At 65.9% G+C, this 23,294-nt stretch carries 22 protein-coding genes; 16 read left to right on the forward strand and 6 right to left on the reverse strand.

Translation table 11 applies throughout. The features are described 5' to 3' along the window. The first annotated feature begins 40 nt into the window (after positions 1-40). The 4 genes from dop (at position 41) to prcA (ending at position 3,638) form a co-directional block, all read left to right on the forward strand. Complete coding sequence (gene dop, locus CH266_RS13440) at positions 41-1,540, forward strand: depupylase/deamidase Dop (RefSeq protein ID WP_027497085.1); 1,500 nt, start codon at positions 41-43, stop codon at positions 1,538-1,540. Between the two features lie 195 nt (positions 1,541-1,735). Next, entirely contained in the window at positions 1,736-1,930 is a 195-nt protein-coding gene (locus tag CH266_RS13445) for a ubiquitin-like protein Pup (protein ID WP_027497086.1), read from the forward strand. Beyond that, on the forward strand, positions 1,927-2,868 hold the full coding sequence (gene prcB / locus CH266_RS13450) for a proteasome subunit beta (protein ID WP_094715417.1): 942 nt from the start codon (positions 1,927-1,929) through the stop codon (positions 2,866-2,868). The genes CH266_RS13445 and prcB overlap by 4 nt, the downstream gene beginning before the upstream one ends. After that, positions 2,865-3,638, forward strand: coding sequence for a proteasome subunit alpha (gene prcA, locus CH266_RS13455; RefSeq protein ID WP_094715418.1), 774 nt, complete (start codon positions 2,865-2,867; stop codon positions 3,636-3,638). Before prcB ends, prcA begins: the two co-directional genes overlap by 4 nt. A 37-nt stretch (positions 3,639-3,675) precedes the next feature. Here the strand turns inward: prcA and CH266_RS13460 are convergent, their stop codons facing one another. Next, positions 3,676-5,145, reverse strand: a complete 1,470-nt coding sequence (locus CH266_RS13460; RefSeq protein ID WP_094715419.1) for a bifunctional phosphatase PAP2/diacylglycerol kinase family protein — start codon at positions 5,143-5,145, stop codon at positions 3,676-3,678. Positions 5,146-5,221: 76 nt separating this feature from the next. Here CH266_RS13460 and pafA point away from each other — a divergent pair, with 76 nt between their 5' ends. The 7 genes from pafA to CH266_RS13495 all read left to right on the forward strand — a co-directional run bounded on the left by pafA (position 5,222) and on the right by CH266_RS13495 (position 14,019). Beyond that, positions 5,222-6,580 carry a Pup--protein ligase gene (gene pafA / locus CH266_RS13465; protein ID WP_174557245.1) on the forward strand — a complete coding sequence of 453 codons (1,359 nt, stop codon included), beginning with the start codon at positions 5,222-5,224 and terminating at the stop codon, positions 6,578-6,580. Positions 6,581-6,673: 93 nt separating this feature from the next. Next, positions 6,674-7,666: a helix-turn-helix transcriptional regulator gene (locus CH266_RS13470; protein ID WP_027497091.1), complete on the forward strand. Its 993-nt coding sequence runs from the start codon at positions 6,674-6,676 to the stop codon at positions 7,664-7,666. Then, positions 7,663-8,658, forward strand: a complete 996-nt coding sequence (locus CH266_RS13475) for a helix-turn-helix transcriptional regulator (protein WP_094622158.1) — start codon at positions 7,663-7,665, stop codon at positions 8,656-8,658. The genes CH266_RS13470 and CH266_RS13475 overlap by 4 nt, the downstream gene beginning before the upstream one ends. Positions 8,659-8,743: 85 nt before the next feature. Then, complete coding sequence (gene tatA / locus CH266_RS13480; RefSeq protein WP_027497093.1) at positions 8,744-9,010, forward strand: Sec-independent protein translocase subunit TatA; 267 nt, start codon at positions 8,744-8,746, stop codon at positions 9,008-9,010. A gap of 109 nt (positions 9,011-9,119) precedes the next feature. Next, entirely contained in the window at positions 9,120-10,091 is a 972-nt protein-coding gene (gene tatC / locus CH266_RS13485) for a twin-arginine translocase subunit TatC (protein ID WP_094715420.1), read from the forward strand. Positions 10,092-10,118: 27 nt separating this feature from the next. Continuing rightward, positions 10,119-12,893: a DEAD/DEAH box helicase gene (locus tag CH266_RS13490; RefSeq protein ID WP_094715421.1), complete on the forward strand. Its 2,775-nt coding sequence runs from the start codon at positions 10,119-10,121 to the stop codon at positions 12,891-12,893. Between the two features lie 136 nt (positions 12,894-13,029). Continuing rightward, a complete protein-coding gene (locus CH266_RS13495; protein ID WP_094715422.1) occupies positions 13,030-14,019 on the forward strand; it encodes a DUF4333 domain-containing protein in 990 nt (329 codons plus the stop codon). A gap of 6 nt (positions 14,020-14,025) precedes the next feature. Here the strand turns inward: CH266_RS13495 and CH266_RS13500 are convergent, their stop codons facing one another. Further along, complete coding sequence (locus CH266_RS13500) at positions 14,026-15,003, reverse strand: 5'-3' exonuclease (RefSeq protein WP_032382133.1); 978 nt, start codon at positions 15,001-15,003, stop codon at positions 14,026-14,028. 27 nt (positions 15,004-15,030) lie between these two features. Here CH266_RS13500 and CH266_RS13505 point away from each other — a divergent pair, with 27 nt between their 5' ends. Then, positions 15,031-16,161: a M24 family metallopeptidase gene (locus tag CH266_RS13505; protein WP_032382036.1), complete on the forward strand. Its 1,131-nt coding sequence runs from the start codon at positions 15,031-15,033 to the stop codon at positions 16,159-16,161. Then, positions 16,158-16,745, forward strand: a complete 588-nt coding sequence (locus tag CH266_RS13510) for a nucleotidyltransferase family protein (RefSeq protein ID WP_032382035.1) — start codon at positions 16,158-16,160, stop codon at positions 16,743-16,745. Before CH266_RS13505 ends, CH266_RS13510 begins: the two co-directional genes overlap by 4 nt. Here CH266_RS13510 and CH266_RS13515 read toward each other — a convergent pair. Beyond that, the gene (locus CH266_RS13515) at positions 16,742-17,155 is read right to left on the reverse strand and encodes a TIGR03618 family F420-dependent PPOX class oxidoreductase (RefSeq protein WP_032365855.1); all 414 of its coding nucleotides are present in this window, start codon (positions 17,153-17,155) and stop codon (positions 16,742-16,744) included. The genes CH266_RS13510 and CH266_RS13515 overlap by 4 nt on opposite strands. Positions 17,156-17,219: 64 nt before the next feature. On the opposite strand from CH266_RS13515, the gene CH266_RS13520 reads away from it, so the two are divergent. From CH266_RS13520 to CH266_RS13530, 3 genes are read left to right on the forward strand one after another with little or no spacing between them, the layout of a single operon-like run. Then, positions 17,220-17,978 (forward strand): SDR family NAD(P)-dependent oxidoreductase, encoded by a 759-nt coding sequence (locus CH266_RS13520; protein ID WP_032384442.1) that lies wholly within the window; start codon positions 17,220-17,222, stop codon positions 17,976-17,978. Continuing rightward, positions 17,951-19,243: a precorrin-6y C5,15-methyltransferase (decarboxylating) subunit CbiE gene (gene cbiE, locus CH266_RS13525; RefSeq protein ID WP_230591722.1), complete on the forward strand. Its 1,293-nt coding sequence runs from the start codon at positions 17,951-17,953 to the stop codon at positions 19,241-19,243. Before CH266_RS13520 ends, cbiE begins: the two co-directional genes overlap by 28 nt. Then, positions 19,240-19,986, forward strand: coding sequence for a cobalt-precorrin-6A reductase (locus tag CH266_RS13530; RefSeq protein ID WP_032382033.1), 747 nt, complete (start codon positions 19,240-19,242; stop codon positions 19,984-19,986). Before cbiE ends, CH266_RS13530 begins: the two co-directional genes overlap by 4 nt. On the opposite strand, the gene CH266_RS13535 is transcribed toward CH266_RS13530, so the two are convergent. Genes CH266_RS13535 through cobG form a run of 3 tightly spaced genes read right to left on the reverse strand, consistent with a single transcriptional unit; the run spans position 19,969 to position 23,270 of the window. Beyond that, a complete protein-coding gene (locus CH266_RS13535; protein WP_094715423.1) occupies positions 19,969-21,462 on the reverse strand; it encodes a precorrin-2 C(20)-methyltransferase in 1,494 nt (497 codons plus the stop codon). The two genes, CH266_RS13530 and CH266_RS13535, sit on opposite strands and share 18 nt — an antisense overlap. Beyond that, positions 21,459-22,085 (reverse strand): precorrin-8X methylmutase, encoded by a 627-nt coding sequence (locus tag CH266_RS13540; protein ID WP_027497104.1) that lies wholly within the window; start codon positions 22,083-22,085, stop codon positions 21,459-21,461. Before CH266_RS13540 ends, CH266_RS13535 begins: the two co-directional genes overlap by 4 nt. Before the next feature lie 54 nt (positions 22,086-22,139). After that, complete coding sequence (gene cobG, locus CH266_RS13545; protein WP_094715424.1) at positions 22,140-23,270, reverse strand: precorrin-3B synthase; 1,131 nt, start codon at positions 23,268-23,270, stop codon at positions 22,140-22,142. Positions 23,271-23,294 lie beyond the last annotated feature (24 nt).

The following is a 23,294-nucleotide window of genomic DNA, read 5'->3' on the forward strand; positions in this document are numbered from 1 at the left end:
GCGCCCCGAACTGCATCCGTCGGCCGTCTAGGCTCGACTTATGCAGCGCATCATCGGTATCGAGGTCGAGTACGGCATTTCTTCACCGACCGAACCCACCGCCAACCCGATCCTGACGTCCACCCAGGCGGTGTTGGCGTACGCGGCAGCCGCAGGAGTGCCCCGCGCCAAGCGCACCCGCTGGGACTACGAGGTGGAATCACCGCTGCGCGATGCCCGAGGCTTCGATCTCGGACGGTTCAGCGGACCGGCTCCGGTCATCGATGCCGACGAGATCGGTGCGGCGAACATGATTCTCACCAACGGTGCCCGCCTGTACGTCGATCACGCGCACCCCGAGTACTCGGCCCCGGAGGTGCGGGACCCACTGGATGCGGTGATCTGGGACAAGGCAGGCGAACGCGTCATGGAAGCGGCCGCACGGCACGCGTCGAGCGTCCCGGGGGCTCCGCGCCTGCAGCTGTACAAGAACAACGTCGACGGCAAGGGCGCGTCGTACGGCACGCACGAGAACTACCTGATGTCGCGTGAGACGCCGTTCTCGGCGGTGATCGCGGGGCTCTCGCCGTTCTTCGCCTCCAGGCAGGTCATCACCGGCTCCGGTCGAGTCGGTATCGGCCAGTCGGGCGACGAGGCCGGCTTTCAGCTCTCGCAGCGAGCGGACTACATCGAGGTGGAGGTCGGACTGGAGACCACCCTCAAGCGAGGCATCATCAACACCAGGGACGAACCGCACGCAGACGCAGACAAGTACCGACGTCTGCACTGCATCATCGGCGACGCCAACCTGGCGGAGATGTCGACCTACCTCAAGGTGGGAACCACGGCCCTCGTGCTCGACCTCATCGAAGCGGGCGTCGACCTGTCGGATCTGCAGCTGGCCAGACCGGTCACGGCTGTCCATCAGATCAGCCACGATCCCACCCTGCGCAAGGCCGTGGCACTCGCCGACGGCCGCGAACTGACGGGCCTTGCGCTGCAGCGGATCTACCACCAGCGGGCGGCGAAGTTCGTGGCCGCCGAGGGCAGCGACGACGCACGAGCACTGGACGTGCTCGACAAGTGGGCGATGGTGCTGGACCTGCTCGAGCGCGATCCCATGGAGTGCGCGCATCTGCTGGACTGGCCGGCGAAATTGCGACTGCTCGAAGGGTTCCGACAGCGTGAGGGCCTCGGCTGGTCCGCTCCGCGACTGCACCTGGTGGACCTGCAGTATTCCGATGTCCGCCTCGACAAGGGGCTCTACAACAGGTTGGTCGCCCGCGGTTCGATGGATCGTCTCGTGACCGAGCAGCAGGTTCTCGATGCGGTCGGCACACCACCCGACGACACGAGGGCCTACTTCCGCGGCGAATGCCTGCGCAAATTCGGTGCCGACATCGCCGCAGCGAGCTGGGACTCGGTCATCTTCGATCTCGGTGGCGATTCGTTGGTACGGATTCCGACGCTCGAGCCGTTGCGGGGAACGAAATCCCACGTCGGTGCCCTGCTGGAGTCCGTGGACAGTGCAGCGGAACTGGTCGACCAGCTCACCACCTGATCGTCCATGGCATTCGAATGGGTCGTTCGGCGGTGTCTTGCCAACCGGCGAGGTCGGACTGTCGGTAGGGTAAAGGTCCGTGCACTTTCGGCGGAACGTTCGGTAGCACTTGCACATCCACGCCGGTGCGCCTCGGATGACCCGGCGACCGTGCAGTAGATCTGTTTTCTCGATACACGGAGGAGGTCGGCGACTATGGCTCAGGAGCAGACACGGCGCTCGGGCGGCGGCGGCGACGACGAGGTCCCAGGCGACACGGGGGCCGGTGGCCAGGAACGGCGCGAGAAGTTGGCCGAGGAGACCGACGATCTTCTCGACGAGATCGACGACGTACTCGAGGAGAATGCCGAGGACTTCGTCCGCGCCTACGTTCAGAAGGGCGGCCAGTGACGGTGGATCGTTCGGACCCACGGTCGGCAGGCGACGGACCGGCGATTCCGCTGGGGTCCAGTAGCTCGTCCTTCTCCGACTACCTCCGGCAGCACGCCCCGCACCTGCTGCCGGAGAGCGGCCTCGCCGCGGACCTGGCGTCCCACGCCGCCAACGGCACCACCGACAAGTCCGGCATCGCTCCGCACGGGACGACGATCGTCGCCCTCACCTACGCGGGCGGGGTGCTGATCGCCGGTGATCGGCGCGCCACTCAGGGCAATCTGATCGCCAACCGGGACATGCAGAAGGTCTACGTCACCGACGAGTACTCCGCTGCGGGCATTGCCGGAACTGCGGGTATCGCAATCGAATTGGTTCGTCTGTTCGCTGTCGAACTCGAGCACTACGAGAAGATCGAGGGCGTGCCGCTCACCTTCAACGGCAAGGCCAACAAGTTGTCGTCGATGGTTCGGAGCAATCTGGGTGCGGCGATGCAGGGACTGGCTGCGGTGCCGTTGCTGGTCGGATTCGACATCGACATCTCCGATCCCGAGAGAGCCGGACGCATCGTGTCGTACGACGTGGTCGGCGGGCGTTACGAGGAGCGGTCGGGCTATCACGCGGTGGGTTCGGGCTCGTTGTTCGCCAAATCCGCGCTCAAGAAGTTGTATCGCCCCGGAATGTCCGAGGACGAGGCGCTTCGGGCTGCAGTCGAGTCGCTGTACGACGCCGCCGACGACGACTCGGCCACCGGTGGTCCCGATGTCACCCGCGGCATCTACCCGACGGCGGTTGCTATCACGAGCGTCGGTGCGGACGACGTCGCGCACGATCGCATATCGGCTGCGGCCAGATCGGTTCTGGCAGAACGAACCGAGAGCGCAGCACACACCGGCGGCACGGACCACCACACCCGAGCCGGCCAGGAAGTCAGCGAAGGGGGTAGCGCGCTATGACGATGCCGTATTACGCATCTGCCGAACAGATCATGCGCGATCGTTCGGAATTGGCGCGCAAGGGAATCGGCCGCGGCCGCAGCGTCATCGTGCTGGCGTATGCCGACGGGGTCCTGTTCGTCGCCGAGAATCGCTCGACCGCGCTGCACAAGGTCAGTGAGCTCTACGACCGCATCGGTTTCGCTGCCGTCGGCAAGTACAACGAGTTCGAGAACCTACGCAAGGCCGGCATCCAGCACGCAGACATCAAGGGATACACCTACGATCGACGCGATGTCACCGGCCGGTCGTTGGCGAAGACCTACGCCCAGGCACTGGGCACCATCTTCACCGAGCAGCTCAAACCGTACGAGGTCGAGATCTGCGTCGCCGAGGTGTCCCATCAGGACGAGCCGATGGCCACGCAGCTCTACCGCATCACGTACGACGGCTCCATCGTCGACGAACAGGATTTCGTCGTCATGGGCGGCACCACCGAGCCCATCGTGGCCGCGCTGAAGGATACGTACCGGTTCGGCCTCGGGTTGGCGGACGCAGTTCGTATCGCCGTCGACGCGCTCACCGCCGGTCCGACGTCGCCTGCGACTGCCGGTGCCGAGCCCGAGAAGAAGGTTCTCGAGGTGTCGGCCCTGGAGGTAGCCGTCCTGGATCAGGGGCGACCGCGTCGAGCGTTCCGGCGTATCGCTGGAGCTGCTCTGGCGGACATGTTGCCCGCATCGGCACCGTCCGCGACCGGCGACGGCTCCTCGGAGCCGGAGACTCCGCAGTAGTCCCCACACTTCGGATCGAGGTCGACGGCCTCGTGCTCTATCGCTTCCGGTAGAGCACGAGGCCGTTCTTGTCGCTGCTGAACTGGAATGTCGTGCCGTCTCCGACGACCTCGCCGTCGGCCGCGAGGGCAACCGGGGCACCGTCCACCTCGACGGTCAGTCGTTTCGCCACACTGCGCACGTAGGCAGGCGACGAGCCGAGCGTTCCGGTGATCGTCGCCCACAGCAGTCGTGTTCTCGATGCCTTGGGCTCCGACGGGAGAAAGCGAACATCGAGGGTGCCGGTATGAATGCTGCTGCGCGACATGGGAACTTGATCGATCGGATCGTAGGTACCGTTGCCGACGAAGAGCATCCACACCGAGTGCGGCACTCCGTCGAGTCGAATGTTCAGTGGCTCTGCAGCCGCGAGCACTCGTGTCATCGCAACCGCAGCGGCCGGCCACTTACCGATTCGCTTCTGCAGCTTCTGCCGTAACCGCACCGAGTCGGGGTAACCCCCGAACGTCGCGGTGTTGACGAACGACACACTGCGGCCGTCGACGTCCACCTCGGCGATGTCGACCAGTTCGGCGGTGCCCGCCTCGACGGCGGCGGCGGTGTCCTCGACTGCGGTCAGACCGGTGTCGCGAGCGAAGTGGTTGAGAGTGCCACCCGGAAACGCGGCGAGTGGCAGGCCGTTACGGGCGGCCGAGGCGGCGACGCTGACGACCGTGCCGTCGCCTCCACACACTCCGAGAGCACGCGGCGTCGTGTTCCGAATTCTCTCTTCCAGTTGCTCGTTGAAGTCCCTTTCGGGATCGGGTACGAAGAGGTCGGCGTCGGGGAGCTCGCGACGGATGGCGTCCGGTACCGCCTCCGAACCGTCACCGGATCCGGGATTGACCAGCACCAACAGTCCCCGTCCGCCCGGCAGTGCCTCGACCTCGACCGGCGAGCCGAGATCGGCGGGCTTCGCCGAACGCACGGCCCACCAGCGGCGGGTCGACAGCGCGACCGCCGAACCGAGCGCCGCTCCGGCGACGACATCGGTGGGCCAGTGGACGCCGACGTGAACCCGGGAATAGCAGACTGCTGCGGCGACCGGAGCCAGCAGCAATCCTGCCTTCGGTGATTCGATGGCGACCGCGGTGACGAAGGCGGCCGCGGACGCCGAGTGACCGGAGGGAAACGACGAGGACACCGGCGGGGCGAGCACCCGGCGCAGTACGGGAACCAGCTCGGTATCAGGCCTCGACCTCGGGAACACCGGCTTGAGCAGACCGTTCGCCACGGCGCTCGCACCCGCCACGGCGATCAGCCCCCGCACGCCGCCGCGTCGGGCCGAGCCACCGGCCGCGCCGAGAAGTGCGGCAGCTCCGAGCCACAGGCGACTGTGATCGGCGGCCGTGCTCAACGCGCGGAGCCCTGCATCCGCCCTGCTCGAGCGCAATGCCGCGCTTCGTGAAACCAGGGACAGGTCCCACGCGTGAACCGAGGCCGCAACAGACGTTGGCGTGGAAGTCATAGGGCCCAGCCTAGGCATGGACGCCATCGAGGCGCTCCGACACATCCATCGGTGGCTTGCGTTGTAGTGTCGAAGTGTGCAGCGACGAATTATGGGCATCGAGACCGAGTTCGGTGTCACATGTACCTTTCACGGACACCGACGCCTGAGTCCGGACGAGGTGGCCCGCTACCTCTTCCGTCGCGTGGTCTCGTGGGGCCGCAGCTCGAATGTGTTCCTCCGCAACGGCGCTCGCCTGTATCTCGACGTCGGTTCGCATCCCGAGTACGCCACTGCCGAATGCGACAGCCTGCTGCAATTGGTCACCCATGATCGCGCAGGCGAGCGAGTACTCGAGGATCTGCTGATCGACGCCGAACAGCGTCTCGCCGAGGAGGGCATCGGCGGAGACATCTACCTGTTCAAGAACAACACCGATTCGGCGGGCAACTCCTACGGTTGCCACGAGAATTTCCTCGTCCAGCGAGCGGGCGAATTCTCGCGCATCTCGGATGTACTGCTACCTTTCCTGGTCACCCGCCAATTGATCTGTGGCGCAGGCAAGGTGCTGCAGACACCCAAGGCCGCGACGTTCTGCCTCTCGCAGCGCGCCGAGCACATCTGGGAAGGCGTGTCGTCGGCCACCACTCGTTCGCGGCCGATCATCAACACCCGCGACGAACCGCACGCCGATGCCGAGAAGTATCGCCGGCTCCACGTCATCGTCGGCGATTCCAACATGGCCGAGACCTCGACCATGCTCAAGGTGGGGACGGCCGCACTCGTACTCGAGATGATCGAGGCAGGCGTCTCGTTCCGAGACTTCGCGCTGGACAATCCGATTCGGGCCATTCGCGAGGTCAGCCACGATCTGACCGGTCGCAGGCCGGTCCGCCTCGCCGGTGGTCGCCAGGCCAGTGCACTCGAAATCCAGCGTGAGTACTACTCCCGGGCCGTCGAGCATCTCCAGACGCGGGAGCCGAATGCTCAGGTGACTCAGGTGGTCGACCTGTGGGGACGCACACTCGATGCCATCGAGTCGCAGGACTTCGCCAAGGTCGACACCGAAATCGACTGGGTCATCAAACGCAAGCTGTTCGAGCGGTATCAGGACCGCTACTCGATGGAACTTTCCGATCCCAAGATCGCTCAGCTCGATCTTGCGTACCACGACATCAAGCGTGGACGGGGAGTGTTCGACGTGCTGCAGCGCAAGGGTCTGGTCAAGCGAGTCACCGAGGACGAGCAGATCGACGAAGCGGTGAATCTGCCGCCGCAGACGACACGCGCGAAGCTGCGCGGTGAGTTCATCACCGCGGCCCAGGAAGCCGGACGCGACTTCACCGTCGACTGGGTACACCTGAAACTCAACGATCAGGCGCAGCGAACGGTGTTGTGCAAGGACCCGTTCCGTTCGGTCGACGAGCGCGTCGAGCGACTCATCGCATCGATGTAGTCCGGACGCGACTCGGCTGGAGGTCGGGTAGCGATCCAGGCAACTCGGGTCGCTACAGCTCCGGCGGGCGGTGAACAACTAGGCTCGACTGTCGTGGCCACCACCAAAGTCGAACGCCTGATGAACCTGGTCATCTGTCTGTTGTCGACGCGTCAGTTCCTGACCGCGGAGTGGATCCGCGAGAGCGTTGCCGGGTACGACGACTCGACGAGCCTCGAAGCGTTCAGCAGGATGTTCGAGCGTGACAAGAACGAACTGCGCGATCTCGGGGTGCCCCTCGAGACCGGCATCGCCACGCGGTTCGGTGGTGTCGAGGGTTATCGCATCAACCGAGATGCCTACGAGCTGCCGGACATCGATCTCACCAGCGAGGAATCGGCTGCGGTCGCGGTGGCCGTCAAACTGTGGGAATCACCGGAACTGACGTCTGCGGCCCAGAGTGCGCTGCTGAAGCTGCGCGCCGCAGGTATTCAGGTCGACCAGAACGAGTCGGCCGCTGCCGTCACGGCCGTTCCGGCCCGAACCCGCGGGTCCGAGCCCGCACTGGGCGCCCTGCTCGCGGCGATCGACGAGGGTAAGTCGGTGCGGTTCGAGCATCGACCCTCGTTGACCGAGCCGTTCGTCACCCGAACCGTCCAGCCGTGGGGCGTTGTGACGTTCCGGGGACGGTGGTACCTCGTTGGACACGACGTGGACCGAGACGACACCCGAACCTTCCGACTGTCCCGGATCGGCGACGACGTCAAAGCCTTCGGATCACCTCAGAGTGTCCGCAAGCCCGACGGTATCGATCTTCAGGACATCGTCCGCCGCGTCGCGGGCACGTCCTCGGTGTCGGGTACCGCCCGAGTGTGGCTTCAGGACGGTCGGGCGACGGAGCTGCGGAGGATGGGCACCGTGGTGGGGGAGCAGACGGTGGGCTCGCGTACCGGAACGGTCGTCGAGGTTCCGGTACGGTCCTGGGATTGGATTTCGCGGCTCATCGCCGGTCACGGTCCCGACGCGATGGTGTTGGCCCCGGCAGAGCTGCGGGCCGATGTCATCTCGACCTTGCAGACTGCAGCCGAACTGGAGAACGAACGATGAGCGCGCGTCTGTCGGTGCGGTTGGCCCGCCTGCTCAACATGGTGCCCTTCTTCATGGCCAATCCGGGGTTGAGCGCCGAGGAGGCCGCTCGGGAACTGGGCGTGACCACCGCGACGCTGATGGCCGATCTCAATCAGCTCTGGATGTGCGGTCTGCCCGGATACGGACCGGGTGACCTCATCGATCTGTCGTTCTCCGAGGAGAGCATCGACGTCACCTTCTCCGCCGGGATCGACCGGCCGCTGCGGTTGACGTCCACCGAGGCCACCGCACTGTTGGTCGCACTTCGGTCGTTGACCTCGATGCCGGGGATGGTCGATCCGTCGGCCGCTCAGCGAGCGATCGCGAAGATCGAGACCGCGGCCGGGTCGGCGGCGGCGAATGTGCCGCTCTCGTCCGACCACGACACGGCCGACGCGGAGGAGGGTCCGGTGTCGAGCACCGTACGGTCTGCGCTCCGAGCCCGGCACGCACTCGAACTCACCTACTACTCGGCGTCGCGAGACGTGCTCACCGAGCGCATCGTCGATCCGATCAGGACCGTGGTGGTCGACGACAACAGCTATCTGCAGGCATGGTGTCGCGGCGCCGAGGGCGTTCGGCTGTTCAGATTCGATCGCATCGATTCGGCCACCGAACTCGACGAACCGTCGTCTCCGCCGGAGTCGGTGCAGGACGAGGACGCGTTCGAGATCTTCAACGACGACCCCTCTCTGTCCCAAGCGCGGTTACGCGTCTCACCTGCGTTCACCTGGATTCTGGACTACTACCCGATGACGCAGGTAGCCGCCGATTCGGACGGGTCCATCGAGGTGACCATGCGTTTCGCGACGCTGCAGTGGATGACCCGGCTGACCCTCGGGTTCGGCGGTGGCGTCACCGTACTGGGACCTGAATCCTTGGTGAATTCCGTCCGCGATCGTGCGCGGTCCGCCCTGAATGCCTACGCGGAGCTCGACGCCACCGACACCGGCGGCGGCCTCACAACATGAACGTGAGGTGAAGCGGTGCGCTCCGTTGCCGAGCGCACCGCCCGCCGTCGGGTACGCTCGATTCATCTGATCTCAGGAGGTTCACATGGGATTCACCAGTCCCTGGCACTGGGCCATCGTTGCGGTGGTCGTCATCATTCTGTTCGGTTCCAAGAAGCTGCCCGAGGCTGCGCGTGGACTCGGACGCTCGTTGCGCATCTTCAAGAGCGAGGTCAAGGAGATGCAGAACGACGGCAAATCCGACACCGATACCGCGACTGCACAGCAGCCGGCCGCACCCGCTCAGCTGCCCTCGCCGGCACCCGTGGCGCAGACCGAGACCACACCCCAGCACGACGCGAAGTCTGCCTGAGCGACGCCGCTCAGCACACCTTCGGTGCCGCGTCGGCACCGAAGGTTCACTGCTGTCGGTGACGGCCTCGTGCCGCCTGCCGACCGAAGAAGGCTGACCGTAGAACACCATGCGCATTCCGTTCGATCCACGGCGCAGTAAGCGTCGAGTCAATCCCGACGGCACGATGTCGTTGGTCGATCACCTGTACGAGCTGCGAACCCGGCTGCTCTGGTCGCTGCTGGCCATCGCGGTGACCACTGCATTCGGATTCTTCTGGTACTCACACACGATCTTCGGCGTCGAAAGCCTCGGCGATCTGCTTCGAGGCCCGTACTGCACCCTGGACCCGAGCCTGCGTGCGGATTTGAGCAACGACGATCAGTGCCGCCTGCTCGCCACCGGCCCGTTCGACCAGTTCCTGCTGCGGTTCAAGGTGGCGTTCACCGCAGGCGTCGTGCTCGCCTGCCCCATCTGGCTGTACCAGATCTGGGCGTTCATCACTCCCGGCCTGTACGCCAACGAACGCCGTTACGCAGTCTCCTTCGTCACCGGTGCCGCTGCGCTGTTCGTGACCGGAGCGATTCTGGCGTACTTCGTCGTCGCCAAGGGCTTGCACTTTCTGCTGTCGATCGGTGACAACGTCCAGATCACGGCACTGAGCGGCGATCAGTACTTCGGTTTTCTGATCAATCTTCTGATCATTTTCGGTGTCAGCTTCGAAATACCGCTGCTGGTCGTCGGGTTGAACTTCGTCGGTGTTCTCACCTACGAACGCCTGAAGGCGTGGCGTCGCGGGTTGATCTTCGGACTGTTCGTGTTCGCGGCGATCGCAACGCCCGGACAGGATCCCTTCTCGATGCTGGCCTTGGCGTTGGCTCTGACGGTGCTCTTCGAGATGGCAGTGCAGATTGCGCGGATTCACGACAAGCGTAAGTTGCGCAAGAGAAGAGACGAATGGGGTGATGTGTCAGATGACGAAGCAACACGCATCGAAGGCGCAAGTTCTATCCAGGCCCCACCCGCTGTCGCACCGACACCGCCGGTGGGCGGTATCGGCACTGCGACCCGAACACAGGCACAGTACGACGACACGATCTGATGTGAGTCCCAGCGACGGGGCGCGACCATGAGCGAGGCTGTTGTCGACACCCGGTCCAGGCCAGAACCCACTGAACTGCAACGGTTTTCCGCGGAGTTGAGTTTTCCGTTGGACCGCTTCCAAGTGGATGCGTGCACTGCATTGGAGAACGGTCACGGGGTGTTGGTCTGCGCCCCGACCGGCGCGGGCAAGACCGTGATCGGCGAGTTCGCGGTGCACCTGGCCCTCGCTGCCGGTCGCAAATGCTTCTACACCACCCCCATCAAGGCGCTCAGCAACCAGAAGTTCGCCGAGTTGACCGCGCGATACGGACGCGAGACGGTCGGCCTGTTGACCGGTGATTCGTCCATCAATCCGGATGCACCCATCGTCATCATGACGACCGAGGTGCTGCGCAACATGCTCTACGCATCCTCCGACGCACTGCGCGGGCTCTCGCACGTGGTGATGGACGAGGTGCACTACCTGGCGGATCGGTTCCGAGGTGCGGTCTGGGAAGAAGTGATCCTGCACCTGTCCGACGACGTGCGTCTGGTGAGCCTGTCCGCAACGGTAAGCAACGCCGAGGAGTTCGGCGCGTGGATGAGTACCGTTCGCGGCGACACCTCGGTGGTCGTGGACGAGAACCGTCCCGTTCCGCTCTCGCAGCACATCATGGTGGGCCGTCGGTTGTTCGATCTCTTCGACACCCGAGCACAATCACCGGACGGCCACCAGAAGGTCGTCGTGGACCGAGACCTGGTGCGGCACGTCAAGCAGCGTCAGTCGCTGGACTCCATGGATCGGTGGCACGCACCGCACAGTCGAGGACGCGGAGGTCGAAGCGGGGGCGGCGGACGCGGCGGCCAGCAGGGAGGCGGAGGTGCCAACCGTCCGCTGGCTCGTCCCGATGTGATCGCCAAGCTGGACGAGGAAGGTCTGCTCCCGGCCATCACGTTCATCTTCAGTCGTGCAGGCTGCGACGGGGCCCTGACTCAGTGCATGCGTTCGCGGCTGGTTCTGACGACGCCTGAGCAGGCCGAAGAGATCAGGTACATCGTCGAGAAGCACACCTCCGAACTCCCACGCGAGGATCTGGAAGTGCTCGGCTTCTGGGAATGGCGAGATGCGCTCGAACGCGGGTTCGCCGCGCACCACGCCGGAATGCTGCCGGTCTTCCGCCACACCGTCGAGGAGCTGTTCGTCAAGGGATTGGTCAGAGCGGTGTTCGCCACCGAAACTCTGGCTCTCGGAATCAATATGCCTGCCCGAACCGTGGTGCTCGAAAAGCTGGTCAAGTTCAACGGTGAGACGCACGCGGAGCTGACACCGGGGGAGTACACCCAGCTGACCGGCCGGGCCGGGCGACGCGGCATCGACGTCGAGGGTCACGCGGTGGTGCTGTGGCAGCCCGGTACCGAACCGACCGAGGTGGCCGGACTCGCGTCGACGCGAACGTTTCCCCTCCGGAGTTCCTTCGCGCCCGCCTACAACATGTCGATCAATCTGATCGAACAGTTCGGGGCAGCGGATTCACGGCAGTTGCTCGAACGGTCCTTCGCTCAGTTCCAGGCCGACCGGTCCGTCGTCGGCATGGTCCGCGGTATCGAGAAGAACATGAAGACGTTGGAGACGCTCGGCGCAACGCTCGGTGGCCCCGACGGGGAGTACTTCGAGTACGCGCGACTGCGCGAGCGTCTGAAGGATCGAGAGAAGACCCTCGAGCGTCAGAACAGGTCCGATCGGCGGGACAAAGCCGTCGACTCGTTGCGTGCGTTGCGCCGCGGCGACGTGATCTCGGTGCCGTCCGGACGGCGCAGCGGACTGGCAGTGGTACTCGAACCGGACGACGATCGCGGCGATCCGCGGCCGCTCGTGCTGACCGAGGACAAATGGGCAGGCCGTCTGTCCGCTGCCGATTTCCCTACGCCGGCAACACCTCTCGGCTCCATGCGATTGCCACGGTTCGTCGATCACCGCACCGCCAAGACCCGTCGGGATCTGGCGGCGGCGTTGGTCACCCGCGGCATATCCCAGCCCTCGGATCGAGTGGGACGAAAGTCGACCGCTGCCGACGACAAGGAGTTGGCAACCCTGCGTCGGGCCATCCGCTCACATCCGGTGCACAGCCGGCCGGATCGTGAGGAACTCACTCGAACCGGCGAACGCTACAACCGGCTGGCCCGGGAAACCGAGTCGATGCGGCAGAAGGTGTCGGCCACGACGAACTCGTTGGCCCGAACGTTCGACCGCATTCTGGCCTTGCTGGCGGACCGCGGCTACGTGACCCCGGGCAAGGATCCCAAGGTGACCGACGACGGTGCTCGATTGAGCCGGATCTATTCCGAATCCGATCTTCTGGTCGCGGAATGCCTGCGAGGCGGACTGTGGCAGGGATTGTCGGCCGCAGAGTTGGCCGCAGTGGTCTCGGCCGTGGTCTACGAGTCCCGCTCCGAGGGAGACATCACCCCACACGGCCCGACCGGACCCATCAGGCACGCGTTGACCGAGACCGTGCGGGTGTGGCACGAGCTGCGGGCCGACGAGGTTCGGCACAAACTGCCACCGACCAGAGAGCCGGACATGGGCTTCGTCAAAGCGATCTACAAGTGGGCTTCCGACCATTCGCTCGTCGACGCACTGGTCGCGGCAGGCGACAACGGCAAGGCGCTGTCCGGTGGCGACTTCGTCCGTTGGTGTCGGCAGGTCATCGACCTGCTCGACCAGGTCCGGCTCGCCGCTCCCGAACCCGAGCTGTCGCGAACCGCCGCCCGTGCCGTCGCCGCGCTGCGACAAGGAGTGGTGGCCGTCGATGCCGCGTGACCGATGCTGCGTGACAGATGCTGCGTGATTGGCGCTGCGTGACGGGCCGAAACCGGACTGCCGGGTCGGTACAGCGGACGCAGCGACAAGCGGGATACTGTACCCCCGACGGATTCGAGATTTCAGTGGAGGCGAGATGAGCGGCCCATACGGTCCGACCGACCCCGACAACAGTTGGTCACGAACGCCGGACCAGGACGGTGCCGCAAAGGACGGGCAGGAAGCATCCACCGGCGAAGCTGCGGCGACGTCCGAATCGCAGACTCCGAGTCCGTCCGCGTGGGGACAGTACGCGCCGCCCACCGGCACCCCGACCACGCAGTACGGCGAACCTTCCGGAGGCGCGTACGGCCAGTCTCCCCAGGGGCAATACCCCCAGGGCGCGTATCCGGCCGGGCCCTACCCCCAGGGCGCGTATCCGGCCGGGCCCTACCCGCAGCAGGGTCAGAATCCTCAGGTTCAGGGTCCGCAGGGGCAGTACCCGCAGGGCTACAACCCGCAGAATCCGACCGCACAGAATCCCACCGCACAGAATCCGACCGCGCAATACCCGGCGGGACAGCCGTACGGGGCACCGTATCCGGGGACCGGACAACAGCCTGCCGGTGACGCCGCCTACCAAAACCCCTACGCACCACAACAATTCGGTGGCAGTGGGCAGTACGGTGCCGGCCAGTACGGTCAGCAGCCTCCCTTCGCGGGCGGACAGAATCCGAATCAGCAGTATCCCGGTCAGCACTATCCCGGACAGCAGTATCCGGGCCAGTACCCCGGGCAGTACCCGGGCCAGCAGCCAGGCCCCGGCCGCAGTGGCGCGCAGTCCAAGAAGCCGCTGATCATCGCGGGCTCCGTCATCGCCGTCGTGGCCGTGGTCGCGGCAGTGCTGTACTTCGCGTTCGGGCGCACGACCACCCTCGATACGACGGCCGCTCAGGACGGTATTCGCACGGTGTTGACCGAGTCCTACGGTGCCACGAACGTCTCGGGGGTGTCGTGCCCGCAGAACATCGAAGTCAAGGCCGGCACCAGCGTCGATTGCACGCTGACGGTCGACGGGGCGTTCAAGAAGGTGACGTTGACGTTCCTCAACGACGACGCCGACTACGAGGTCTCACTCCCGAAATAGCCCCGGTCAATTCCGGGACGCCGTGGCCGCCATCGCCGAGACGAGGCGGTCCACGGCGTTTCTGATTCCCAGGGTCTCCGCGAGCTTGTCGAGTGCCTCGAGATCTGCCGGTTCCGCCGGAATCTCGTCCGACCTCGACAGAACGACGTCGGCATCGGTGACGACCCGCACCACCGGCAGTGCCGCATCGAGGTAGTCGCTGGCGTTGGCCAGCTTCGCCCGAATTCCCTTGGCCATGTCCGACTCCGGATCTAGTGCCGCTGCACGCAGGGCCGCGACGGACTCGTACTGCAGCATGAGTGTGGAGGCCGTCTTCTCGCCGACACCCTTGACACCCGGTAGCCCGTCCGACGCGTCACCGCGCAGAAGCGCCAATTCCGCGTAGGCCGCTCCCGCGCGGTGCAACGGGACGCCGTACCGCTCGGCCACTTCGACCGGGCCGAAGAGTTCGGCCTTGGCCAAGCCTCGACCCACGTACAGCACCCGTACCTCGTTCGGTTCGTCCGCCGCCACCTGCAACAGATCTCGGTCGCCGCTGACCACGACGACGGGATCGCGTCGTTCCTGTGCAGCCAAGGTTCCGAGCACGTCGTCGGCCTCGAGGCCGTCGGCCCCCGCGGTGGCAATTCCCAACGCCGCCAGAACGTCCATGATCATGTCCACCTGTGGCGTCAGGGTCTCGGGAACCTCTTCGCTCTCGGCCACATCCGGCGCGGCGTCGGCAACCCGGTGAGCCTTGTACGAGGGAACGAGGTCCACTCGGAACTGTGGACGCCAGTCGAGGTCGAGGCATACAGCCAATCGGCTCGGTTCGGTTCGCGTGATCAGGGCCGAGATCATGTCGAGGAAACCTCGCACGGCATTGACGGGACGGCCATCGGGCGCCGTAATCGACTCGGGCAGAGCGTAGTAAGCCCTGAACCACAGGCTCGCGCCGTCGAGGAGCAGCAACGGCGACTTTCCGGGGGTGGTCATGGGGCTCATCTTGCCGTACGGCACTAGCCTGGAGGTATGAGTGTCGATTCTTCTCGTTTTCCCAGCGATGTCTACGCCTCCAGGCTCGCGCGCGCGGCCCGCCTGACGTCGGACGCAGGCTTGGACGCCCTGCTGATCACTCCGGGCCCGGATCTGCAGTATCTGATCGGGTCCACGGCCAGCTCGTTCGAGCGTCTCATCGCGTTGGTGGTGCCGGCCGACGGCAGCACTCCCAGCATCGTCGTGCCGCGGCTCGAACTCGCCGCGCTGGGTGACTCCGCCGCCGAGGACCTGTCACTGACTCTCGTCGATTGGGTGGACGGCGTCGATCCGTACGCGCTCGTGGCTGCGGCCGTGCCGGCCGGCAGCAAGACCGCTGTCGCCGACGCAATGCCCGCCCTGCACTTCGTGCCGCTGGCAACGATTTTCGGGACCGTGCCGGTGCTGGCGACAGACGTTCTGCGCCAGCTGCGGATGATCAAGGACGACGCCGAGATCGATGCTCTGCGTCGAGCCGGTCATGCCATCGACCGGGTTCACGCCCGGATGGGCGAGTGGCTCCGAGTGGGCCGAACCGAAGCCCAGATCGCGGCAGACATCGCGACGGCGATCGTCGAGGAAGGCCATACCGCACCGGAATTCATCATCGTCGGCTCCGGTCCGCACGGTGCCGATCCGCACCACGAGGTCTCCGATCGTGTCGTCGAGGCCGGCGACGTGGTCGTCGTCGACATCGGTGGACCCGTTGCGCCGGGATACAACTCGGACTCCACTCGCACCTACAGTCTCGGCGAGCCTTCGGCCGAGGTCGCTACCCGGTACGCGGTACTGGAGCGAGCTCAGCAGGCCGCAGTCGACGCCGTGTCGCCGGGAGTCAGCGCGGAGTCCATCGACGCAGCCGCACGCGAGGTGTTGGTCGAAGCCGGTCTGGGAGAGGCGTTCCTGCACCGCACCGGACACGGTATCGGCCTGTCGGTGCACGAGGAGCCGTACATCGTGGCGGGCAACGACATCACTCTCACCGAGGGAATGGCGTTCAGCATCGAACCGGGCATCTATTTCCGTGGGCAGTGGGGTGCCAGGATCGAGGACATCGTCGTCGTGACGGCGGACGGGTGCGAATCGGTCAACCTCCGCCCCCACGGTCTCGCCGTGCTGCCGGTGTGACCGACGGCCGCCGAGCCGAGTTCGTCTCCGTCGTCAGGACGAATCCGATTGTGGCCGAGGTACTTCGGCGTGCGCCGCAGCTCGGGCTTTCGGGTTGGTACCTGACGGCGGGCGGTCTGTTCCAAACCGTGTGGAATCACCTCGCCGACCGAGATCTCGGGGCCGGAATTCGCGACTACGACTTCTTCTACTTCGACGACACGGATCTGTCGTACGCCGCCGAGAACGACGTGATCGAGACCGCGGCCGACGTGTTCGCCGACCTCGGGGTCGACGTCGAAGTGCGTAATCAAGCGCGTGTACACCTGTGGTACGAGCAGCATTTCGGAGCGACGTTGGCTCCGTACCGAAGCTCCGAGGATGCCATCGACCACTTCGTGTCGACCACGTGCTGTTTCGGGATCACCGTGGACTCCCACGGTACGGACCGCGTCTATGCCCCACACGGCTTCGAAGACCTATTCGCCGGGATCGTCCGGCCGAATCCGCGATTACCGATGCGGCACGTCTACGAGGCGAAGGCCGCGCGGTGGACCACCGAGTGGCCGAACCTGACCGTTCTACCCTGGCCGACGGACGACTAGCGTCGCAGCAGCGAGCGGCTGCCCAGTACCCGCCGCACCGCTATCTCGACGACGACGCGGGTCGGATTCTCCCGCGGCACTCGATAGCGTCGGGCATAGCGGTTCTCCGCATCGGCGACCGACTCGTGGTCGTCACGAACGGTGGCCGGACCCTCCAACGTCAGCCAGCGGGCACCGTCGATCTGGGTGACGGCCGCGTAGGCACCGCGGCCGGCGTTGATCGCCTTCTGCGACACGTTGTTGGTGATGACACGGGCGACGTGGGCGTCCGCGTCGTAGGTGAACCCGACGGCGACGACATGGGGCGTGCCGTCCGGACGCAACGTCGTCAGCGTGGCGAGGTGCCGTTCGGTGAGGAATTCGATCGCCTCGTCGGTGAGGGCAGTCGCGTCAGCGGGGGTAGCGGCCATGACTCGACTGTAGTGACGTGCCCCGACTGCCACGAGCGGGGCTCGATCGGAGAGACTGTTCGGCGTGAGCAGACGATCTGAACCCGCCTCGGGAACGTTGTTGTTGCTCGGCGGCCGAAGCGAGATCGGTCTCGAGGTCGCCACTCGGCTGGCACCGGGACGAACCGTCGTACTGGCCGCTCGGCGCAGTTCCGACCTGGCGACGCAACGGTCACGTGTGCTGCAGGCAGGCGCGACGACCGTCGATGCGGTCGAGTTCGACGCGAACGCCATGGACACCCACGAGGAAATCCTGCGCTCCGTCGTGGAACGGCACGGGCCCATCGGAATCGTGGTGTTGGCGTTCGGGATTCTGGGGGATCAGACGCGCGCCGAGGACGACGCCGGGCATGCGCTGGAGGTGATCACGACCGACTTCCTGGCCCAGGTTTCCGTCCTCACCCACGCCGCGAAGGTACTGCGGGCGCAGAAGAGCGGCGATCTGGTGGTCTTCTCGTCCGTCGCGGGTGTCCGGGTCAGGCGGGCCAACTACGTCTACGGCTCGGCCAAAGCGGGTCTGGACGGCTTCGCCAGCGGACTGAGCGATTCCCTGCACGGCAGCGGCGTTCATCTGTTGCTCGCGCGCCCAGGGTTCGTCATCGGTTCGATGACCGAGGGCATGGACCCGGCACCGATGTCCAGCACACCCGATCAGGTGGCCGCCGCGGTGGTGGCTGCGCTGCGCAGCCGGAAGTCGACGGTGTGGATCCCCGGCACTCTTCGGCCGGTGTTCTTCGCGATGAGACTGCTTCCGCAATGGCTGTGGCGCAGGATGCCGCGCTGATGGCGGAGCCCAACCCTCAGCCCATCGCAGTGGTGGGAATCGGCGCGGACGGTTGGGACGGACTGTCTGCTGTCGCACGTGTCGTGGTCGAGCAGGCAGATGTCGTCTTCGGGTCGGCGAGGCAGCTTGCCGGCGTGGGGGACAGGTGCGCCGACGCCCGCGCGTGGCCCAGTCCGTTGCTGCCGAGCCTGCGGCCGATGATCGACTCCTGTGACGGCCGGACCGTGTGTGTGCTGGCCAGTGGCGACCCGATGTTTCACGGTATCGGTGTGAGCCTGGCTCGCGAATTCGGCGCCGAACGTCTGAGGGTGTATCCCGCACCGTCGTCGGTTTCGCTCGCCTGTGCGCGTCTGGGCTGGTCGCTTGCGCACACCACGACGGTGTCGTTGGTGAACAGCCCGGTCGAGACCGTCCTTCCGGAACTCGGCCACGGTCGTCGACTTCTCGTACTGAGCCGAGGCAGCTCGACACCGAGTGACGTGTGTGCGCTCCTGCGTGACAACGGTTTCGGTGCCAGCACGGTGATCGTGCTCGAACAACTCGGCGGCCCGGCCGAACGCGTCGCCCGGGGGACGGCATCGGACTCGACGTTCGCCGACGCCGACCCGCTGAACGTCGTCGCGCTCGAATGCGTTCGAGATCGCAGCGCCATCAGACTCACTCGCGTTCCGGGCCTGCCCGATTCGCAGTACACCGGCGACGGTCAGATGACCAAGCACGAAGTGCGCGCACTGACGCTGTGCGCGTTGGCGCCCGGACCCGGCGAAGTCCTGTGGGACGTCGGCGGGGGCTCGGGGACGATCGCCATCGAATGGATGCGCACCGATCCATCCTGTCGTGCAGTGACATTCGAGTCGTCCGGGGATCGTCGACACCAGATCACGACCAACGCACAACGGCTGGGGGTGCCCGGGTTGGCCGTGCTCGGCACTGCGCCCGGAGCTTTCGACGAGGTCCCCGGCAGTGCAGGCGTTCCGGACGCGGTGTTCGTCGGCGGCGGGGCGACCGAGCCGGGCATGATCGAGCGGTGCTGGGCGGCCGTGCGTCCGGGTGGTCGATTGGTCGCCAATTCGGTGACCGCAGAATCGGATTCATTGCTGCTCTCGGCAGCTGCACGATACGGCGGCAGGCTGCGCCGGTTCCAGATCTACCGGGGTGAGCCGTTGGGCTCCTTCACCACCTGGCGACCACAACTGCCGGTCACCCAGTGGTGCGTGACGAAACCCTGGGGTGCGCCCGACGGGGCGGATGCGGACGAGCAGTGAAGGTCCTGCTTCTGGGCGGCACGTCCGAATCCCGGCAACTCGCCGCCGCCGTGGCCGGCGTCCCCGGGATCGAGTTGATCACCTCGCTGGCCGGGCGCGTCGCCGAGCCGGCGCCGGTGTCGGGCCATACCAGGGTCGGCGGTTTCGGCGGTGCCGACGCATTGGCACAGTGGATTCGAGACAACGCCGTCGACGCACTGGTCGACGCAACGCATCCGTTTGCCGCCACCATCACCGCGCATGCCGACTACGCTGCTCGGACAACCGGTGTCGCTTATCTCGTGCTGACCCGGCCGCCGTGGAGCGCGTCGACGGACGACCAGTGGACCACCGTGGCATCCCTACCCGAGGCGGCCGCATCGATAGAACCGGGTAGTCGGGTGTTCCTCACCATCGGCAGGCAAGGCGTTCACCATTTCGCCGGAGTCGCCGATGCGTGGTTCCTGATTCGTTCGATAGATCCACCGACCGGTGCCGTTCCCCCTCGCGCCACCCTCGAGCTCGGCCGCGGGCCGTTCGACCTCGCGCACGAGTCGGCAATGCTCGCCGACAACCGAATAGACCTGCTGGTCACCAAGAACAGCGGCGGCACGATGACCCGCGCCAAGCTCGACGCGGCGCGATCGGCCTCGATTCCCGTTCTGATGATCTCGCGACCCACCGTCGACACCTCGGCATCGACGGTCGAGGAGGTCGATGCCGCCGCTCGGTGGTTGATCAAACGCCTACGCGTCACTCCCTGACGGGTAGCGCCGCGACGTGAACACTTTCGGACCGCTTCCGGTCTCCACCACCGTCGTCATCGAGGAGCCGATGATGAGCAGGCACCGCATGTCGATCGACTCGGGATCGAGTTCGCCGAGGGTCACGGTGCGCACCGATTCCTGCGCACTGCCTACCGCCCGCCCGATCACCACCGGCGTCTCCGATGAACGATGTTCGAGCAGAACATCTTTCATGGCCGCGACCTGCCAGGTGCGGGTCTTCGACGCCGGGTTGTAGATCGCGATCGCCATGTCGGCTTCGGCCACTGCCGAGAGTCGTCGGGCCACCACGTCCCAGGGCTTGAGTCGATCGGAGAGGGAGATGACGGCGTAGTCGTGTCCGAGCGGCGCGCCGACGCGGCTGGCAACAGCATTGGCTGCCGTCATTCCCGGGACCACGCGTACCGGTACCGAACTCCACTGCTGTTCGGCTGCAACCTCGATGACCGCTGTCGCCATCGCGAACACACCCGGATCACCCGAGGACACCACAGCGACGCGGCGGCCCTGTTTGGCGAGGTCGAGGGCGAATGCCGCGCGCTCGGATTCGACCTTGTTGTCGCTCGCATGCCGAATCTGGCCGGGTTGCTGCGGAACTCGATCGATGTAGGTGATGTACCCGACCAGATCGGTTGCTGCCGCGAGTTCGGCTCGCACTTCGTCCGTCGTCCACACGTCGTCGCCCGGACCGAGACCGACCACGACCACTTCGCCCGTACTGGTGGGAAGTTCGGTTCGATTCGACGGACTCGGCACGACGATCATCGAGAAGTACGGCACGTTGTCCGCGTCGGCGGCATCGAGGACGCGTTGCTCGGCTGTACTGGCCCGCTCGACGTACCGCGCTTCGTCGAGCCTGCCGGATCGTTCCAGTGCATCGAGCACGGTCGGATAGGTTCGACCGAGTTTCATGATGACCGCGGCGTCGGTGCCGCGGAGTCGGCGAGTGAGTTCGTTCACCGGCAAGGTGCCGGGGAGGACGGTGAACACCTCGTCGCGCTCCACCAGTGGAGTCGCCAGCGCGGCCGATGCAGCACTCACCGAGGTCACGCCGGGAACCACCTCGACCTCGAACCGGTGTGCCAGGCGTTTGTGCATGTGCATGTACGAGCTGTAGAACAGTGGATCGCCCTCGGCCAGAAGCACAACCGATCGGCCGGCGTCGAGATGAGCGGCGAGCCGTGCGGCAGCGGACTCGTAGAACTCGTCGATGGCACCCTGGTACCCACCGGGATGAGCCGTCGCCTCGGTGGTCACCGGATACACCAGGTGTTCTTCGATCTGCCCGTCGCGCATGTAACCGGCCGCGAGGGCACGCGAGATGCTGCGACCGTGCCGAGCACTGTGGAACGCGACGACATCGGCCTCGCCGATCACGCGAGCGGCCTTGACGGTCAACAACTCCGGGTCGCCCGGGCCGACGCCCACTCCCCACAACTTTCCGCTGGAGCTCATTCTTGTTCGCTCGCAATGGCATTGACCGCGGCGACGGTGATGGGGCTGCCACCGCGTCTGCCCCGGACGACCAGATATTCCACGCCGAGGTCGGCGGCTATCAGATCTTCCTTCGACTCCGCCGCGCCGATGAATCCGACCGGGCCGCCGACGATGGCTGCGGGCTTCGGAGCTCCGGCCGCGAGCATTTCCATCAGGTGGAACAGGGCGGTCGGCGCGTTTCCGATCGCGACGACGGCACCGCCCAGCTTGTCACCCCACAACTCCAGCGCGGCAGCGGTTCTCGTGGTGCCCATACTCCGAGCCAAATCCGGCACCCGAGGATCGGACAGGGTGCACAGCACCTCGTTGTCGGCCGGCAGACGGCGACGAGTGATACCGGCGGCAACCATGTTGGCGTCGCATAACACGGGTGCCCCTGCGCGCAGAGCAGTTCGGGCGGACTCCACCACGTCGGGCGTGAAGCCGATCGTCTCGGTCAGGTCGATCTCACCGACAGCGTGAATCATGCGCACGACGACCTGGGCGACGTCCGGGGTGAACCGAGACAGATCCGCTTCGGCACGGATGGTTGCGAAAGACTGGCGGTAGATCTCCGCGCCGTCACGGATGTAGTCGTGCATGCGTGTCACGATAGGGGAGAGGGACCCCTCAGCCGGAAGCCGGTCTCCAGGTGCTCAGGACACCTGGTAGCCGATTCCCGTCGCGATGACGTCGGTCACCTCGCCTTTGGGTCGGCCGCATCGACGCTCGCAACCGGACCAATGCTGCCGCTCGTCCCGTGGCGTCATCCGCGCGTCGACCGCGGCCGCGAGGTCGGCTCGGACGTCGGCGAGGGACTTCTCGCAACCGGGAGATCCGGTGCAGGCACTGACTCGGATCCACGGTGACGCGGCGTCGAAGATCAGGCCCATGGGTGCGAGAACTCGAACGACCTGTTCGGCCGGTTCCTCGTCCAGATCACCCACGATCAGCGATCGCCACGGCGTCACGATCAGCGGACGATCGACGGCCGCGAGGAATTCGGCCAACCGCGCGCCGAGGACGCCGTTGGCCAGGCCGGCGCCGAGCGCAACGTGGCCGTCGTCCTGATCGAGCCAGCCGATCGGTGGCACCTCGACCGGCGCGGGCATGGCCAGTACCGGTCCGGCCTGGAACCCGAGCACGTCGACGATGCGCTCGGCACCGCCGTCCAGTTCGGCCAGTCGCCATTCCTTGTTTCGCAACCGGACGAAGGCATCCGCGCAGTCGAGCAGAGTCGAGACCACGTGCTCGCGGTCGACGCGTACACCGCTGTCGCGTCCTGCCAACAGCACTGCGAACGACCCGTCGGCCTGGGCGTACACCCCGAAGTCGGGTTCGAGTCCGCACAGATCCCCACGGCCGTCGTCCAGGGCGAACAATGTTCGGCCGGGTAGTTCGGCGAGCTCGGGGCGAGCGCACACGGCAGCGTCGAGCTCGCCGACGAGACCGCGGACGTCGGTGAGTCCGCCGACCCGGCCCGACAGCGGCGAGGCGAGGATGTTGCGCACGCGCTCGTGCGTCGGAGACGGCAGCAACCCGGCCGCGGCCAACCTGTTCGCGAGCTCGTCCGGGTCCGAGACCGCACGAACCTGGATGTTGCCCCTCGACGTGAGTTCGAGCGAGCCGTCACCGAGCTCGGCCGCGGCCTCGGCCAGGACCTGCATCTGCTCCGGCAGCACGAGGCCGCCCGGGAGCCGGATTCTGGCCAACGGACCGTCCGCCGCGTGGTGCGTCGACAGAGCTCCGGGGCAGCCGTCGGGCACGGACCTACTGGGCGAACTCATGTTCACCAGGCTACAAGTGCGACG

It is taken from the genome of Rhodococcus sp. 06-1474-1B (assembly GCF_002258885.1).
GTDB lineage: Bacteria > Actinomycetota > Actinomycetes > Mycobacteriales > Mycobacteriaceae > Rhodococcoides > Rhodococcoides fascians.

Coding starts and splice junctions, on each gene's coding strand:
- CH266_RS13475 (WP_094622158.1), top strand. CDS start 7,663: ATGAGCGCGCGTCTGTCGGTGCGGTTGGCCCGCCTGCTCAACATGGTG.
- CH266_RS13460 (WP_094715419.1), bottom strand. CDS start 5,145: ATGACTTCCACGCCAACGTCTGTTGCGGCCTCGGTTCACGCGTGGGAC.
- tatA (WP_027497093.1), top strand. CDS start 8,744: ATGGGATTCACCAGTCCCTGGCACTGGGCCATCGTTGCGGTGGTCGTC.
- CH266_RS13535 (WP_094715423.1), bottom strand. CDS start 21,462: ATGAGCTCCAGCGGAAAGTTGTGGGGAGTGGGCGTCGGCCCGGGCGAC.
- CH266_RS13540 (WP_027497104.1), bottom strand. CDS start 22,085: ATGCACGACTACATCCGTGACGGCGCGGAGATCTACCGCCAGTCTTTC.
- CH266_RS13495 (WP_094715422.1), top strand. CDS start 13,030: ATGAGCGGCCCATACGGTCCGACCGACCCCGACAACAGTTGGTCACGA.
- cobG (WP_094715424.1), bottom strand. CDS start 23,270: ATGAGTTCGCCCAGTAGGTCCGTGCCCGACGGCTGCCCCGGAGCTCTG.
- CH266_RS13445 (WP_027497086.1), top strand. CDS start 1,736: ATGGCTCAGGAGCAGACACGGCGCTCGGGCGGCGGCGGCGACGACGAG.
- CH266_RS13515 (WP_032365855.1), bottom strand. CDS start 17,155: ATGGCCGCTACCCCCGCTGACGCGACTGCCCTCACCGACGAGGCGATC.
- CH266_RS13490 (WP_094715421.1), top strand. CDS start 10,119: ATGAGCGAGGCTGTTGTCGACACCCGGTCCAGGCCAGAACCCACTGAA.
- cbiE (WP_230591722.1), top strand. CDS start 17,951: ATGGCTGTGGCGCAGGATGCCGCGCTGATGGCGGAGCCCAACCCTCAG.
- tatC (WP_094715420.1), top strand. CDS start 9,120: ATGCGCATTCCGTTCGATCCACGGCGCAGTAAGCGTCGAGTCAATCCC.
- CH266_RS13505 (WP_032382036.1), top strand. CDS start 15,031: ATGAGTGTCGATTCTTCTCGTTTTCCCAGCGATGTCTACGCCTCCAGG.
- prcA (WP_094715418.1), top strand. CDS start 2,865: ATGACGATGCCGTATTACGCATCTGCCGAACAGATCATGCGCGATCGT.
- dop (WP_027497085.1), top strand. CDS start 41: ATGCAGCGCATCATCGGTATCGAGGTCGAGTACGGCATTTCTTCACCG.
- CH266_RS13500 (WP_032382133.1), bottom strand. CDS start 15,003: ATGAGCCCCATGACCACCCCCGGAAAGTCGCCGTTGCTGCTCCTCGAC.